This window comes from Protaetiibacter mangrovi (assembly GCF_024752305.1).
Lineage (GTDB): Bacteria > Actinomycetota > Actinomycetes > Actinomycetales > Microbacteriaceae > Homoserinibacter > Homoserinibacter mangrovi.
The window spans coordinates 316,424-329,736 of record NZ_JANTHX010000008.1; the positions used below are offsets into that span (position 1 = coordinate 316,424).

General features: G+C 71.8%; 18 protein-coding genes. 13 read left to right on the plus strand and 5 right to left on the minus strand.

Features of this window, described 5'->3' with window-relative positions; all coding sequences use genetic code 11:
• Window positions 1-3: 3 nt before the first annotated feature.
• From NUH29_RS12835 to trmD, 3 genes are all read left to right on the plus strand, one after another.
• Window positions 4-243 carry an RNA-binding protein gene (locus tag NUH29_RS12835; RefSeq protein WP_187675847.1) on the plus strand — a complete coding sequence of 80 codons (240 nt, stop codon included), beginning with the start codon at window positions 4-6 and terminating at the stop codon, window positions 241-243.
• Complete coding sequence (gene rimM, locus NUH29_RS12840; RefSeq protein WP_258799600.1) at window positions 240-824, plus strand: ribosome maturation factor RimM; 585 nt, start codon at window positions 240-242, stop codon at window positions 822-824. The genes NUH29_RS12835 and rimM overlap by 4 nt, the downstream gene beginning before the upstream one ends.
• Window positions 825-927: 103 nt before the next feature.
• Window positions 928-1,623 carry a tRNA (guanosine(37)-N1)-methyltransferase TrmD gene (gene trmD / locus NUH29_RS12845; RefSeq protein ID WP_258799601.1) on the plus strand — a complete coding sequence of 232 codons (696 nt, stop codon included), beginning with the start codon at window positions 928-930 and terminating at the stop codon, window positions 1,621-1,623.
• 76 nt (window positions 1,624-1,699) lie between these two features.
• On the opposite strand, the gene map is transcribed toward trmD, so the two are convergent.
• Entirely contained in the window at window positions 1,700-2,470 is a 771-nt protein-coding gene (gene map / locus NUH29_RS12850; RefSeq protein ID WP_258799602.1) for a type I methionyl aminopeptidase, read from the minus strand.
• 22 nt (window positions 2,471-2,492) lie between these two features.
• Here map and NUH29_RS12855 point away from each other — a divergent pair, with 22 nt between their 5' ends.
• The 7 genes from NUH29_RS12855 to NUH29_RS12885 all read left to right on the plus strand — a co-directional run bounded on the left by NUH29_RS12855 (window position 2,493) and on the right by NUH29_RS12885 (window position 6,532).
• Window positions 2,493-2,993, plus strand: coding sequence for an MFS transporter (locus NUH29_RS12855; RefSeq protein WP_258799603.1), 501 nt, complete (start codon window positions 2,493-2,495; stop codon window positions 2,991-2,993).
• A gap of 177 nt (window positions 2,994-3,170) precedes the next feature.
• Window positions 3,171-3,518, plus strand: a complete 348-nt coding sequence (rplS, locus tag NUH29_RS12860) for a 50S ribosomal protein L19 (RefSeq protein ID WP_258799604.1) — start codon at window positions 3,171-3,173, stop codon at window positions 3,516-3,518.
• 126 nt (window positions 3,519-3,644) lie between these two features.
• Window positions 3,645-4,214: a DUF6636 domain-containing protein gene (locus NUH29_RS12865; protein ID WP_258799605.1), complete on the plus strand. Its 570-nt coding sequence runs from the start codon at window positions 3,645-3,647 to the stop codon at window positions 4,212-4,214.
• 78 nt (window positions 4,215-4,292) lie between these two features.
• On the plus strand, window positions 4,293-5,105 hold the full coding sequence (lepB, locus tag NUH29_RS12870; protein WP_258799607.1) for a signal peptidase I: 813 nt from the start codon (window positions 4,293-4,295) through the stop codon (window positions 5,103-5,105).
• The gene (rnhB, locus tag NUH29_RS12875) at window positions 5,102-5,767 is read left to right on the plus strand and encodes a ribonuclease HII (protein ID WP_258799608.1); all 666 of its coding nucleotides are present in this window, start codon (window positions 5,102-5,104) and stop codon (window positions 5,765-5,767) included. Before lepB ends, rnhB begins: the two co-directional genes overlap by 4 nt.
• A gap of 46 nt (window positions 5,768-5,813) precedes the next feature.
• Window positions 5,814-6,137: a DUF2469 family protein gene (locus tag NUH29_RS12880; RefSeq protein WP_258799609.1), complete on the plus strand. Its 324-nt coding sequence runs from the start codon at window positions 5,814-5,816 to the stop codon at window positions 6,135-6,137.
• Window positions 6,134-6,532, plus strand: a complete 399-nt coding sequence (locus NUH29_RS12885; protein WP_258799610.1) for a YchJ family protein — start codon at window positions 6,134-6,136, stop codon at window positions 6,530-6,532. The genes NUH29_RS12880 and NUH29_RS12885 overlap by 4 nt, the downstream gene beginning before the upstream one ends.
• On the opposite strand, the gene NUH29_RS12890 is transcribed toward NUH29_RS12885, so the two are convergent.
• Window positions 6,507-7,601, minus strand: coding sequence for a hypothetical protein (locus NUH29_RS12890; protein WP_258799611.1), 1,095 nt, complete (start codon window positions 7,599-7,601; stop codon window positions 6,507-6,509). The two genes, NUH29_RS12885 and NUH29_RS12890, sit on opposite strands and share 26 nt — an antisense overlap.
• Window positions 7,602-7,620: 19 nt before the next feature.
• Window positions 7,621-10,404 carry a hypothetical protein gene (locus NUH29_RS12895; RefSeq protein ID WP_258799612.1) on the minus strand — a complete coding sequence of 928 codons (2,784 nt, stop codon included), beginning with the start codon at window positions 10,402-10,404 and terminating at the stop codon, window positions 7,621-7,623.
• 129 nt (window positions 10,405-10,533) lie between these two features.
• Here NUH29_RS12895 and NUH29_RS12900 point away from each other — a divergent pair, with 129 nt between their 5' ends.
• From NUH29_RS12900 to NUH29_RS12910, 3 genes are read left to right on the plus strand one after another with little or no spacing between them, the layout of a single operon-like run.
• The gene (locus tag NUH29_RS12900) at window positions 10,534-11,103 is read left to right on the plus strand and encodes a TetR/AcrR family transcriptional regulator (protein WP_258799613.1); all 570 of its coding nucleotides are present in this window, start codon (window positions 10,534-10,536) and stop codon (window positions 11,101-11,103) included.
• The gene (locus NUH29_RS12905) at window positions 11,100-11,831 is read left to right on the plus strand and encodes an ABC transporter ATP-binding protein (RefSeq protein WP_258799614.1); all 732 of its coding nucleotides are present in this window, start codon (window positions 11,100-11,102) and stop codon (window positions 11,829-11,831) included. Before NUH29_RS12900 ends, NUH29_RS12905 begins: the two co-directional genes overlap by 4 nt.
• Window positions 11,828-12,589 carry an ABC transporter permease gene (locus tag NUH29_RS12910; protein ID WP_258799615.1) on the plus strand — a complete coding sequence of 254 codons (762 nt, stop codon included), beginning with the start codon at window positions 11,828-11,830 and terminating at the stop codon, window positions 12,587-12,589. The genes NUH29_RS12905 and NUH29_RS12910 overlap by 4 nt, the downstream gene beginning before the upstream one ends.
• 1 nt (window position 12,590) lies before the next feature.
• On the opposite strand, the gene NUH29_RS12915 is transcribed toward NUH29_RS12910, so the two are convergent.
• Both NUH29_RS12915 and NUH29_RS12920 read right to left on the minus strand, forming a co-directional pair.
• Window positions 12,591-12,809, minus strand: a complete 219-nt coding sequence (locus NUH29_RS12915; RefSeq protein WP_258799616.1) for an SCO4848 family membrane protein — start codon at window positions 12,807-12,809, stop codon at window positions 12,591-12,593.
• 9 nt (window positions 12,810-12,818) lie between these two features.
• Complete coding sequence (locus tag NUH29_RS12920) at window positions 12,819-13,304, minus strand: GNAT family N-acetyltransferase (protein ID WP_258799618.1); 486 nt, start codon at window positions 13,302-13,304, stop codon at window positions 12,819-12,821.
• Window positions 13,305-13,313 lie beyond the last annotated feature (9 nt).

Here is a 13,313-nt window from a genome sequence, read left to right on the forward strand (position 1 = left end):
TCCGTGCTCGCATCCGCCCTCGAGCACCTCGTGAAGGGGATCGTCGATCACCCCGACGACGTGCAGGTGGATTCGTCGAGCACCCCGCGTGGCGAGGTCCTCGAGGTGCGTGTGCACCCCGAGGACCTCGGCCGCGTCATCGGCCGCTCGGGACGCACCGCGAAGGCGCTCCGCACCCTCGTGACGGCGCTCGCCGACGGCCGCCGCGTGCGCGTCGACGTCGTCGACACCGACGCGGCGTGAGCGGGACGAAGCGTCCCGGCACCACCCAGCTGCGCGTCGGGCGGCTGCTGAAGGCGCACGGACTCAAGGGCGCCCTCAAGCTCGAGCTCTACACCGACGACCCCGCGAAGCGCTTCGTGCCGGGCGCGACCTTCTCGCTGCAGGTGCCGAAGGAATCCGAATGGCACGGTAAGACCCTCGAGCTGGCCGAACTGCGCTGGTACAACGGGCATCCGGTCGCGTTCTTCGAGGGCGTCGCCGACCGCACGGTCGCCGAGACGCTCGTCAAGGCGATCCTGTGGATCGACGCGGATGTGGCGGCCGAGCAGGAGCCCGACGCCTGGTACGACCACCAGCTGGTGGGCCTGCGCGCGGTGCGCGACGGCGTCGAGGTCGGTGAGCTCGTGCGCGTCGAGCACCTGCCCGCCCAGGACCTGCTCGTCGTCAAGACACCCGAGCGCGAGGTGATGGTGCCGTTCGTGTCGGCGATCGTGCCGAGCGTCGACCTCGAGGCCGGCACCGTGACCCTCACCCCGCCCACGGGCCTCTTCGAGGACCTCGTCGACCCGGACCCCGAGCCCGAGGCCCCCACCCCCGAGTGAACCCTCTTGTGGTCGTAGACATGTCTATGACCACCTGGACACCGGCGCGCGGGTGTCCATCGGTCGCGTCGGGTGTCTGCTGCGGCACCGGTACGCTCGACGGGTGCGCATCGACGTCGTCACGATCTTCCCCGAGTTCTTCTCGGTGCTCGACGTGTCGCTGCTCGGCAAGGCGCGTGCATCGGGCCTGATCGACATCCGGGTGCACGACCTGCGCGAGTTCACCCACGACCGGCACCGCACGGTCGACGACACCCCGGCGGGTGGCGGCGCCGGCATGGTCATGAAGCCCGAGCCGTGGGGCGAGGCGCTGGATGCCGTGCTCGCGGATGCCGCGGATGCGGTGGTGGTGTTCCCGACGCCCGCCGGCGAGCTGTTCCGCCAGCCGATCGCGCGCGCGCTCGCGGAGGCACCCCACCTGGTGTTCTGCTGCGGCCGCTACGAGGGCATCGACCAGCGCGTGATCGAGCACACCGCGAGCCGCCCCGAGGTCGCCGCGGTGCGGGAGCTGAGTCTCGGCGACTACGTGCTGAACGGCGGCGAGGTCGCCGCGATGGCGATGATCGAGGCCGCCGGGCGCCTCGTGCCCGGCATGGTGGGCAACCCCGACTCGCTCGTCGAGGAGAGCCACGAGGACGGTCTGCTCGAGTACCCGAGCTACACGAAGCCCGCCGTCTGGCGGGGTCTCGAGACACCGCCCGTGCTGCTCTCCGGCAACCACGCGGCGATCGCCGCATGGCGCCGTGAGCAGCAGCTCGATCGCACGCGTCGCATCCGTCCGGAGCTGCTGGGCGACTAGACACCCTCCCGGGCGCCTGGACACCCGCGCGCAGGTGTCCAGGCGGTCATAGACATGTCTATGGCCGGAGCTGAGGTCAGCTCGTGCGGGCGGTGAGCACCACGGGCCCGTCGGCCGTGATGGCGACGGTGTGCTCGGCGTGGGCGCCGCGCGAGCCGTCGGCCGAGCGCAGGGTCCAGCCGTCGGTGTCGGTGTAGATCTCGTCGGTGCCGTGCATGAACCACGGCTCGATCGCCACGACGAGCCCCGCGCGCAGCGGCAGCCCGCGCTTGGGACGTCCGTCGTTCGGCACGTGCGGGTCGCCGTGCATCGTGCGCCCGACCCCGTGGCCGCCGAAGTCGAGGTTGACCGAGAGGCCGGCGGCGTGCGCGACGTCGCCGATCGCGGCCGACACGTCGCCCATCCGGTGCCCGACGGTGGCCGCGGCGATGCCCGCGTCGAGGGCCCGCTCCGCGGTCGCGATGAGCTCGAGGTCGGCGGGGTCGGCCTCGCCGACCACGACCGAGAGCGCCGAGTCGGCCACCCAGCCGTCGACGGATGCCGCGAAGTCGAGCGAGAGCAGGTCGCCGTCGCGCAGGCGGTAGTCGAACGGCAGTCCGTGCAGCACGGCGTCGTTGACGGAGGTGCAGATCACCTTGCCGAACGGGGAGGCGCCGAACGAGGGGTGGTAGTCGATGTAGCAGGACTCGGCGCCGGCCTTCCGGATCATCTCGTGCGCGAGCGCGTCGAGCTCCAGCAGGTTCACGCCGACGTCGGCGGCATCCCGCGTCGCCTCGAGCACGCTCGCGACGAAGCGGCCGGCGGGGCGCATCTGCTCGATCTCGTGAGGAGTCCGGAGTTCGATCACCCATCGAGCGTAGCCTTGTGCCATGGTCGTGCGCCGCGCCGTCTACGTGCTGCTGTTCCCCCTCGCCTTCCTGCTGCCGCTGTGGGTGCTCATCGGCCGCGGCATCCTGCTCGACGGCATCGGCTGGGACTTCATCGGGTACCTCATCGTGTGCCCGATCCTGTTCGTGATGCTGCTCATCATCGGGGGGCTCGTCGTCTGGCGCCCCGGGGTGCGGCAGGAGCGCGCCGTGTCGGGATGGGATGCCGCGCTGCTCGTCGTGCTGTGGCTCGTGCTCATCGCGGCCGGGTTCGTCGCGCATCCGGCGATCGTGGCGGCCGCGGTCGTGCTCGTGCTCGCGGCGTTCTGGTTCGCCGTCTGGGAGCTGGTGACCGAGGGCCGGCGCCGCCTGCAGGCCGTGATGGACGACGTGGATGCGACGGTCAACGGATCGCGCGCCTCCGTGCCGCAGCGCCCCCAGCCGGTCGACATCGGGGAGGTCATCGTGGTGACGTCGCACGACGTCACCGACGAGAAGGACTGAGCGGTCGCGGTGCGCCGCCCGGGGCGGCGCGCGACCGGCGAGAAGTGTGGCAGAATTGTCGTTTGTGCGTCCGCACGGCCCTGCCACAGGGGGACCGTCGCCGCGAGACGCACGCCTCATCTTCTGATTTCCGTATACCCGCGTTCGACCTGTGGCGGGCGCAGAGAGCGAAAAGCCATGCACATCCTGGACGACGTCGACGCCGCATCCCTGCGTTCCGACATCCCCGACTTCCGCCCCGGTGACACCGTCAAGGTGCACGTCAACATCATCGAGGGCAGCCGCTCGCGTATCCAGGTCTTCCAGGGCGTCGTCATCGGCCGCTCGAACGAGGGCGTGCGCGAGACCTTCACCGTCCGCAAGGTCAGCTTCCAGGTCGGCGTCGAGCGCACCTTCCCGGTGCACTCGCCGGTCATCGACCACATCGAGGTCGTCACCCGCGGTGACGTCCGTCGCGCGAAGCTCTACTACCTGCGCGAGCTGCGCGGCAAGAAGGCCAAGATCAAGGAGAAGCGCGACGCGTAAGTCCGCCTCCTGAGAGCGTCCGGAACCCGGTTCCCGCACCAGCGGGGCCGGGTTCCGTCGTCTCCGGATGCGGAGGCGCGTGGCCGCTCGCGGCGCCCCGGCATGCGGCGCTTGCTAGCATCCGGTGTGCCCCGCGCGACCCTGCCGACCATCGTCCTGATCGCCGCGATCTCTCTTGTGGGATGCACCTCCGCGGCCCCCGCGCCGACGACCTCCGCATCGCCCGGCGAGTCGGGCGCCGCGTCCGCCACCCCCTCGACCGCACCCTCGACTCCGGCCGAGGCATGGCGACCCGCCGGCACCGCCGTCGACACCGCGGGGTACGTGGGCGGAGATGGCGGTGTCGTGTTCTCCTCGCCGTCGGGCAACCTCCGCTGCGGGTACAGCGAGTACCCGAACACGACTCCCTGGTGGTGGTGCATGCTCGAGGAGCAGAGCGTCGTGCTGCCGTCCGATCCGCACGGCAAGTGCCCGGAGGCGGTCGCGCCCAACGGCCTCGGCGTCCTCGCCGACGACCCCGCGGCGGTCGCGGAGTCGTTCTGCGCCGACGCGGCGGAGTCGCCGGCGCTCCCGTACGGTTCGTCGATCAGCTACCGCGACATGGGGTGCGACTCGACGGAGGACGGCATGACCTGCCGCAGCCTGGTGACGGGAGCCGGGTTCCGGCTGTCCCGCTCCGACTACGAACTCTTCTGAGCCGCCGCGGTCACCGGGTGTCGCATGCCCGGTCGACGGCACCGTGCCGCATATGCTTGCAGGGACTTCAGGGGAGTGATGAGCGACGACACCCAGGCGCGCGCGGACGCGGTTCGTGCGGATGACGCGGCCGAACCCGAGGCGCCGAAGCGCGAGCGACCGAAGCGCGGCTTCCTCTACTTCCTGCGCGACGTGGCGCTCATCGTGCTCGCGGCGATCGTCATCTCGTTCCTGATCAAGACCTTCCTGATCCGCTCGTTCTACATCCCCTCGGAGTCGATGGAGGACACCCTCCTCGTGAACGACCGCATCATCGTGAACCAGCTCGAGCCGGATCTCACCCCGATCGAGCACGGCGACATCGTGGTGTTCACCGACCCGGGCGGCTGGCTCGACCCGGTGGCGCTGCCGCCGCAGGATCCGATCTCGGGCTTCTTCGAGTGGCTCGGCTCGATCGTCGGGCTCACGGCCCCCGACTCGAACGACCACCTCATCAAGCGGGTGATCGGCCTGCCCGGCGACCACGTCACGTGCTGCAACGACTTCGGGCAGATGTCGGTGAACGGCGTCGCCCTCGACGAGTCGTCCTATGTGAAGCTCCCCGCGGGCGTCACCAAGGTCTCGCGCGACGACTTCGACGTGACCGTGCCCGACGGCTCTCTCTGGGTGATGGGCGACAACCGCTGGAACTCGCGGGACTCGCGCTACAACCGCGACAAGCCGGGCAACGGCTTCGTGCCGATCAGCGACGTCGTGGGGCGCGCGGTGCTCATCTCGTGGCCCGTCGACCGCTGGACGTGGCTCGACAACTACCCGATCGTGTTCGAGGGCGTCGAGAACGGCGGCACCCCCACGCCCGCGCCGACCGAGACGGGCACCTCGGGCGGATGACGGTCGCCGATCCGACGCTGCGCGTGGAGCGGACGCTCTTCCGCGAGGGCGCCGCGCTCGTGATCGGATGCGATGAGGTCGGCCGCGGCGCGATCGCCGGCCCGGTCGCGGTGGGGCTCGGCGTCTTCCTGCCCGACGTGCGACGGATGCCGTCGGGGCTGCGCGACTCGAAGCTGCTCTCCGAGCAGCGGCGTGAGGAGCTGCATCCGCGGGTGCTCGGCTGGGCGCCGCACTCGGCGGTCGGGCTGGCCGACAACGCCGAGGTCGACCACCTCGGCATCGTCCCGGGTCTCGGGCTCGCGGCGACGCGGGCGCTCGAGGCGCTCGTGACCCAGGGGGTGCCCGTCGAGGCGGCGGTCGTGCTGCTGGACGGCTCCCACGACTGGCTGACCCCGGCGCTCGCCGGGTGGCCGGAGTCGTCGCGCCCGCACGTGATCACCCGCGTCAAGGCGGATCGCGACTGCGCGACCGTGGCGGCGGCATCCGTGCTGGCGAAGGTGCACCGCGACCGGCTGATGATCGAGGCGGATGCCGTGCACCCGGGCTACGAGTGGACGAGCAACAAGGGATACGCCTCGGCGACGCACTACGCCGCGATCGACCGGATCGGCGCCTCCGCCCTGCACCGCTGGAGCTGGCTGCGCCAGCCCGCCCTGTTCTGACGCGCCCGGCTCCGAGCCGCAGCGCGCACAACTAGACTCGTCCCCGATGGACGAGGACGAGTTCGACGACTACGACCGCGAGATGGAGCTCTCGCTGTATCGCGAGTACCGCGATGTGGTGGGTCAGTTCAAGTACGTGATCGAGACCGAGCGGCGTTTCTACCTCGCCAACGACGTGACGCTCGAGCGTCACGACACCGAGCACGACTTCTACTTCGAGCTCACGATGACCGACGTGTGGGTGTGGGACGTCTACCGCTCCGACCGCTTCGTCAAGAGCGTGCGCGTGCTCACCTTCAAGGACGTCAACGTCGAGGTGCGCGGCGACAAGGACCTCGAGCTCCCCAAGGAGCTCGCGCTCGACGAGTGACCGCGCCCGGTCCCTGCCCCTGCGGTTCCGGCCGCGACCACGCGGCGTGCTGCGGCCCGATCCACGCGGGGCGGCCCGCTCCGACCGCCGAGGCGCTCATGCGCTCGCGCTTCAGCGCCTTCGCGCTCGGCGACGCCGCGTACCTGCTGCGCTCGTGGCATCCGTCGACCCGGCCCGCGGTGCTCGACCTCGACGACGTCGTCGTGTGGCGCAGGCTGCAGATCGTCGACACGGATGCGGGAGGGCCGGACGACGCGGAGGGCGTCGTGGAGTTCCGCGCCTCGTACCGCGGACCGGAGGGCGCCGGCCTCCTCCACGAGCGGTCGCGCTTCGTGCGCCACGACGGGCGCTGGGTCTACCTGGACGTCGTCACGGGGTGGGCGCCGGGCACGTGATCCCCGGCGGGTAGACGCCGTAGCCGCGACCCTCCGGGTCGAGCGTCATCCCGAGGTAGTTCTTGTAGAAGGCGACGTGCGCCGAGAAGCCGGTGTGCACGTGCATCATGTCGGTCGGGTCGTCGTATTCGGCGTAGGTGCCGACGAGCGCCGCACGCACCGGCTTGCCGCTGCCGGTCGCGAAGAGCGCGCCGAAGCTCGCCGCGTTGATGGAGCAGAACGCCCACTTCAGGTAGGTGAACTTCAGCGTGATCGTGGAGCGCGACGGGAACGGGCCGAGCTTCGCGACGAGCCAGCCCTCCAGGTAGTCGACGTCCTCCTTGGTCACGGCGTCGAGGGTGAGCACCTTGTCGTCGCGAACCCCCGTCGACGCGTAGCCCTTCGCGTGCTCCATCGCCCACATCGAGTGGTGGTGCACGGGCGGGAACGAGCACCCCCACGCCCAGGTGTAGCCGTCGGAGGCGAACGCGGCCCGGAACAGCGCGACGGCCGCGGCGTCCTGGGTGGGCGCCTGGAAGTCGTACGCCATCCGCGAGTCCTTGTCGTTCGGGTTGCGCTGGGTGGGGCCGAGCTTCACCTTCACGGTCATCGGCCCCGCGCCCGTGGAGGGCACGGGCAGCTCGGGCTCCCGGTCGTCCCAGGTGTTGACGAGGATGACGCCGCCGGCCCAGCCGTGGCCGAAGAAGCTGAGCTCCCGCAGCGTGCCCGGGTCGTTCGCTCCGATGTCGCGCACGGCCGCGTAGACGTCGAGGATCGACATCACCTTCCACGAGCCGGGCTTGAGCGTCGTGTGGGTGAGGCCGGCCGCATCCGTGAAGGTCGTGTAGCTCGCCTTCGTCACGGGGTCGAAGGTCGCCACGGCCGTCGCCGTCTCGGTCTTCTTGCCGCCCGGATAGCTCACGTCGACCCGCGTGACCTTGCCGCCGCGCACATCCATCATGAGGAACCGCAGCGGCTCCTTGGCTCGGTTCAGGGTGGTGAGGTGCTTGCGCCGGTTGTCGGCGATCAGCTGGAAGTCGACGCCCTTGAACTCCCAGTCGACACCGGCGACGAGGATGTGGGTGCGCATCGACGACTCCGGGTTCCGGTCACTCGTCCGGTTGCCAGTCCTCGCCGACCTTCTTCCACGCCGGCAGGGCGTCGTCGGCGCGGAGCTTGGCGAGGGTGGTGGGGAGCCGCACGAGCCAGGGGTCGCCGACCGGCACCTCGTCGCCGGGGGCACCCGTCGCCTCCTGGATCTCCTTGACGATCGGCACGTACAGCGAGCTCGAGATGTCGGGGGCGGGCCCGCCATTCCAGATCTTGCCGGTCTCGAGGTAGTGGATGACGGCCGCCTCGAAGCCGGGCCGCACCGGGAAGACGACGCGTCCCGCCCCGGCGCGCAGGAAGTCGGCGAACAGCGGATCGACGTCGTCGAGCAGCAGCCGCCGGTTCCAGGCGGGCTTCCAGCCCCAGAAGTACGGGTAGAAGAAGTAGATCAGGTGCTCCCACTCGAAGGCCTGCTCGAAGAAGCGCACGTAGGGCATCTGCGCGGCGGTGCGTGCCAGGTTCGGCTGCGGATGGCCCTGCGCCGAGACCTCGAGGGCGCCGAAGGCGTCGAACTGCTGCGCGGTCAGCAGCGTGATGCACTGCTTGCGCAGCTCCGCGGCCACGATGCGGGCGTTCCACCCGGGGTTGCGCCCGGAGATCACGACACCGGCCGCCGCCTCCGCCTCGGCGACCTTCGACTCGTACTGCTGCTGCTTCGCGAGGTAGCCCTGGGTGAGCGCGGCGTGCGTCTTGAGACGCCAGGTGAGCATCGCCCGCTCGGTGCGCTCGCAGAAGATCTCGATCGTGGCCGCGAAGTCGCGCAGCTTCCAGCCGAAGGTCGAGATCGAGACCGAGCCGACCTCGCCCGCCATGTCGACGTAGGTCGATGCGGTGAAGACGTCGAGCGAGTTGTTGCCGATGATGAGGTACCAGACGGCGCCGTCGTACACGTACCAGGCGGCGGTCCACAGCGCGTACTTGGCGCGGTAGCCGTCGTCGATCACGATGTCGGCCGAGCTGCTCGACTCGTACGGATCCTGGGGCATCGTGCCGCCGAGCGCCTTGCTGACGGTCTTGACCGGCGCCGGCGGCGCCTCGATGCCCGTCACGTCGTAGCGCTGCGCCCAGAGCGCGTAGTTCGACTCGGTCACGTCGGTGGGCTTCAGCGTGAAGGGGACCGGGGGCGTGAAGGTCTCGCCGTCGAGCTTGCCCTTCGTCTCGGCGACCATGAACGCCGTCGCGGGCTCCGGCACGGTGACGTCGAAGAGCATCCGCTTGCCGTAGTTGTAGACCTGGGCCTCGAGCACCTTGTCGACCCACTGGTAGACGCCGGAGATGTTGCCGGCGCCGGTCGTGTTGTCGAAGCCGTGCGAGTACTTCTCCTCGAACTCGCTGATGGTCGTGGTGCTGCGGCGCTCGAGCACGCGCTCCACCACCTTGCTGACCGAGCGCGAGACGACGTCCTTGCTGAACTCGGACGCCTGCCGCGTCGACTCCTCGCTCGAGTGGCTCGTGGCGATGCTCGCGTCGGCCTTCACCTCGACGAAGGGCCCGTACTTGGCGTCCACCGCGATGCCGGCCTTGAACTGGGTGTCGTCCTTGATGGTCGCGTCGGTCTCCCGCTTGAGCGAGAAGCGGTCGGTCGACTGGGTGTCGCGCTCCTCCTCCTTGGTGGTCTCCGATTCGGTGAGGATCGTGGTCTCGGTGCGGTCGAGGCGCCGCGTCTCGCGACTCATGTGCTCGGACTTCAGCACGTTCTCGACGTGCGCGAGCTCGCCGCCCTCGTAGCGCAGCACGTGCTCCTTGACGAGCAGCAGGTCGCCCACGCCGACCGGGCGGATCTCGCCGTGGCCGGTCGGCATCGCCGCCCCCGGCCGGCCGACGAGGTCGGTCGCGGCGGGCTCGGGCACCAGGAGGCTGCCGAGCCGGGTGAGCGAGATGGTCGACTCGAGCGGCTGCGCGATGCTGCTCGAGAGCTGCACCCGCGTCTCGCTGAGGGTGTTCATGATGGTCGGCAACGGCACGGAGGTCGCGTCGATGCCGAGTCCGCGCAGGGTGGAGGTGACCTTGGCGGGAAGCTTCTGCACCGTCGCCGGCGCCAGCATCCACGGGTTGCTGGCCACGGCCGACTCGGCGACCGCGGCGTCCGCGTCGTCCGCGGCTGCGCGGGGTGCCGCGGCGCGCGCACGGCTCGTGCCGCGCGGGGTGTTCGCCCGATCGACGACGAAGCCGCCCGCGGGCACCTTGCCGAGCGCGGAGAGGGCGGCGTCGATGCGCTGGATCTGGGCCGCGATCCGGGGGTCCGGCTCCTTCGGCTCCTCGGGTGCGGGCGGCTCCTCGTGGTCGTCGTCGGGCTTCGCCGGCGGATCGAGCGGCACCACGAGCGGGCGCAGCCGCACCTCGGCGGCGCCTTCGGCGATGCGGCGGATCGCGTCGAACCCCTGCGCCGCGAGGGCGAGTCCGCGGGCGTCGACCTCGGCGGAGCCCGACAGCACCTTGACGGCGACGAGGGTGTCGTCGATGCGGGCGACGGCGGGGTCGAACGCCGGGTCGGCGACGAGCTGCTGCGCCGTGCGCTGGGTGCGCTCCTCGACGAGCGCGGCGGCCGCATCCGCGTCGAGCACCGAGGTGCCGATGGCGGCGGCGACGTCGCGTGCGAGGCCGCCGAGCGGCACCTGCTCGATCGTGTGCACGGCGTCCTTCGCGGCGAGCACCGCGGCCGCCTGGCGTCGCGCCTTCGGCCCGTCCGCGGGGTCCACCTTGTCGGAGGTGAGCACGCGGATGTCGCCCGACACCGGGAGGTCGGCGGGTCGCATCATGAGGAAGCGGAAGAGGTCGTCCATCGCGGGCTCCTGTCTGATCCACCGCAGTCGCGGTCTGCGGATGAGGAGGGGCGAGCCGGCTCCCTGATACCGGGGCGGGGGGGGGGGGGGGGCTTGCGAGGCTAAATGTTAGTGACTAACATTTGATGCGTGCCGACCGAGATCGCCCCCACCGCGCGCTCCGCGCGAACCCGCGCCCGCATCCTCGAGACCGCCCTCGCGCTGTTCGCCGAGCACGGCTACGACCAGGTCACCGTGGGGCGCATCGCCTCGGCGGTGGGAATCAGCGAGATGACCTTCTTCCGCCACTTCCCCGCGAAGGACGCCCTCGTCGTCGACGACCCCTACGACCCGCTCATGGCCGAGCACGTCGGGCGCCAGCCGCGCGAGCTGCCGCTGCTGGCACGGATCGCGGGCGGCGTGCGGGCGGCGTGGGGTGCCGTGCCGCAACCGGATGCCGCCGTCGTGCGCACCCGGCTGCGGATCGCCGCCGCCTCGCCGACCCTCCGCGGCGCCACCCGGCAGGCGACCGAGGAGTCGGCGCGTGCGGTCACCGACGCCCTGGTCGCCGCGGGGGCCGAACCGGTGGAGGCGCGCATCGCCGCGACCGCGGTCTTCGCGGGGGTCACCGAGGCGCTCCTGGTGTGGGCCGAGCGCGACGACCTCGCACTCGGCGACGCGCTCGAGGGGGCGCTCGCGGTGCTGGAGGGCGCCCGATGAGCGGCATCGAGGCGGTCGGCGCGACCCGGCTGTTCGCCGGGGGAGCGGGCGTGCGCGGTGTCGACCTGCGGGTCGAGGAGGGGCGCATCCACGCGCTCGTGGGGCTCAACGGCGCGGGCAAGTCGACGCTCATGCGGCTGCTGCTCGGGATGCTGACCCCGCAGTCGGGAACGGTGCGCCTCGCGGGCCTCGACCCGCGTGCCTCGGGAACGGCGCTCGGAGCCCTCGTGGGCCACCTCGTCGAGTACCCGCTCGCGTACGGGGAGCTCACGGGACGGGCGAACCTCGAGCTCGGCGCGCGCCTGCACGGGGTCGCGGGGCCGCGCATCCCGCAGACCGTCGACGCGGTGCTCGACGAGCTCGGACTGCGCCGGTACGCCGAGGTGCGCGCCCGCCGGATGTCGCTCGGCAACCGGCAGCGCCTGGGCCTGGCCTCGGCGCTGCAGCACCACCCGCGCGTGATCGTGCTCGACGAGCCCACCAACGCGCTCGACCCCTCGGGCGTCATCCTGCTGCGCGAGGCGCTGCTGCGTCGGGCGGCCGCGGGCGCCGCCGTGCTCGTGTCGAGCCACCACCTCGACGAGGTGGCGCGCATCGCCGACGACATCACCGTCATCAACGCGGGCCGGGTGATCGGCGGCCTGACCCCGGGCGACCGCGAGCTCGAGCACGCCTTCTTCGAGCTCGTGCACGCCGACGACCTGGCGCGCGAGGAGGTGCCGGCATGACCGGCTTCGGCTCCGCGCTGCGGGTGGAGTGGCGCAAGGCCCGGGCCTCCCGCGTGGTCGCGGCGACCGCCCTGCTGACGATCGCGGGCATCGCGACGATCGTGCTCTCGTTCCGCGGTGTGGCCGCCTCGGGAGACCCGCAGCTCATCGCCAAGCTCGGCGAGGCGGGGGCGGCGCCCGGATGGCCGGGGCTGCTCGCGATCGCACTGCAGGTGTCGGCGCCCGCACTGCTGCTCGGCATCACCGTGCTGCACAGCTGGCTCGCGGGGCGCGAGTTCGCCGACGGCACCGTCACGGGGCTCTACGCGCTCTCGGTGGGGCGCGGGCAGCTGGCATCCGCGAAGCTGCTGCTGGGCGTGCTCGTGGCCGCGGGCATGGGCGTCGCGCTCGCCGCGGTGCTGCTCGTCGGCGGGCTGCTGCTCGGCTACGGCCCGCCCGCGACGGCGGATGCGGCGGTGCTCGCGCGGGTCGCCCTGCTCGCGCCGTTCAGTGCGGTCGTGGCCACCCCGGTCGCCCTCGCGGCGACCCTCGGACGCGGTCTGCTGGCGGGGGTGGCGACCGGGTTCGTGCTGCTCGCGGGCGCGCAGGTGCTCGTGGTGGCGGGCGCGGGAGCCTGGTTCCCGGTCGCCGCGCCGGCGCTGTGGGCGCTCGACCCGGCATCCGTCTCCGGTGCCGCCGTCGCGGTGGCGCTCGCCGCGGGGGCGCTGGTGGCCGCGCTCACCGCGCTCGTGTGGCGGCGGCTGCAGCTCGACCGCTGACTCAGCCCGCGACGAGCGCCCAGACGCCGAGCACCGCCGAGGCGGCCGCGAGCAGCATCGCGACGGCCACCAGCGCCTGGTGCACGCGCAGGAACCGCGTCGGGCGGCCGGCCTCGTCGTGCGCCCGCGGGTCGCGGGCCACCCGCTTCAGGAAGGTCGGCCAGGTGAGCACGTTGAAGACGGCGCTGACGAGCAGCAGGATGCCGAGGGCGACGATCACGGATCGAGCCTAGGCGCCCTCCCGCAGCTCCATCCGCCGGCACGGGAACGGCAGCGAGCCGCCTTCGCCGATCTCGGCGTCGTAGCTGAACCCGCCCGCATCCGTCCAGCCCTCGCGCTCGTAGAAGCGCCGGGCGCGTGCGTTGCCGACCGCGACGGCGAGCCACGGCACGGCGTGCCCGTCCGCGCGCACCTGCTCCGCGGCGTCGCGCAGCAGACGCGAGGCGACGCCGGAGCCGCGGAACGCCGCATCCACGTAGACCTGGTCGACCTCGTCGCCGTGCAGCATCGTGAAGCCGGCGATCGCGCCGTCGATCTCGGCGACCCGGGTGCGGTCGAGGGCGGCGGCGACCCGCGGCACGAACGCCTCGCGGGTGCGATGCGCGAGCAGCTCGGGCGGCGCGTCGGCGAGGTGCCCGTCGCGCCATCCCGCGGCCCAGATGTCGACGATGCGTTCGGCGTCGGCCGCGACGGCGGGACGGATCAGCTCGCTCACCTGTCCCAC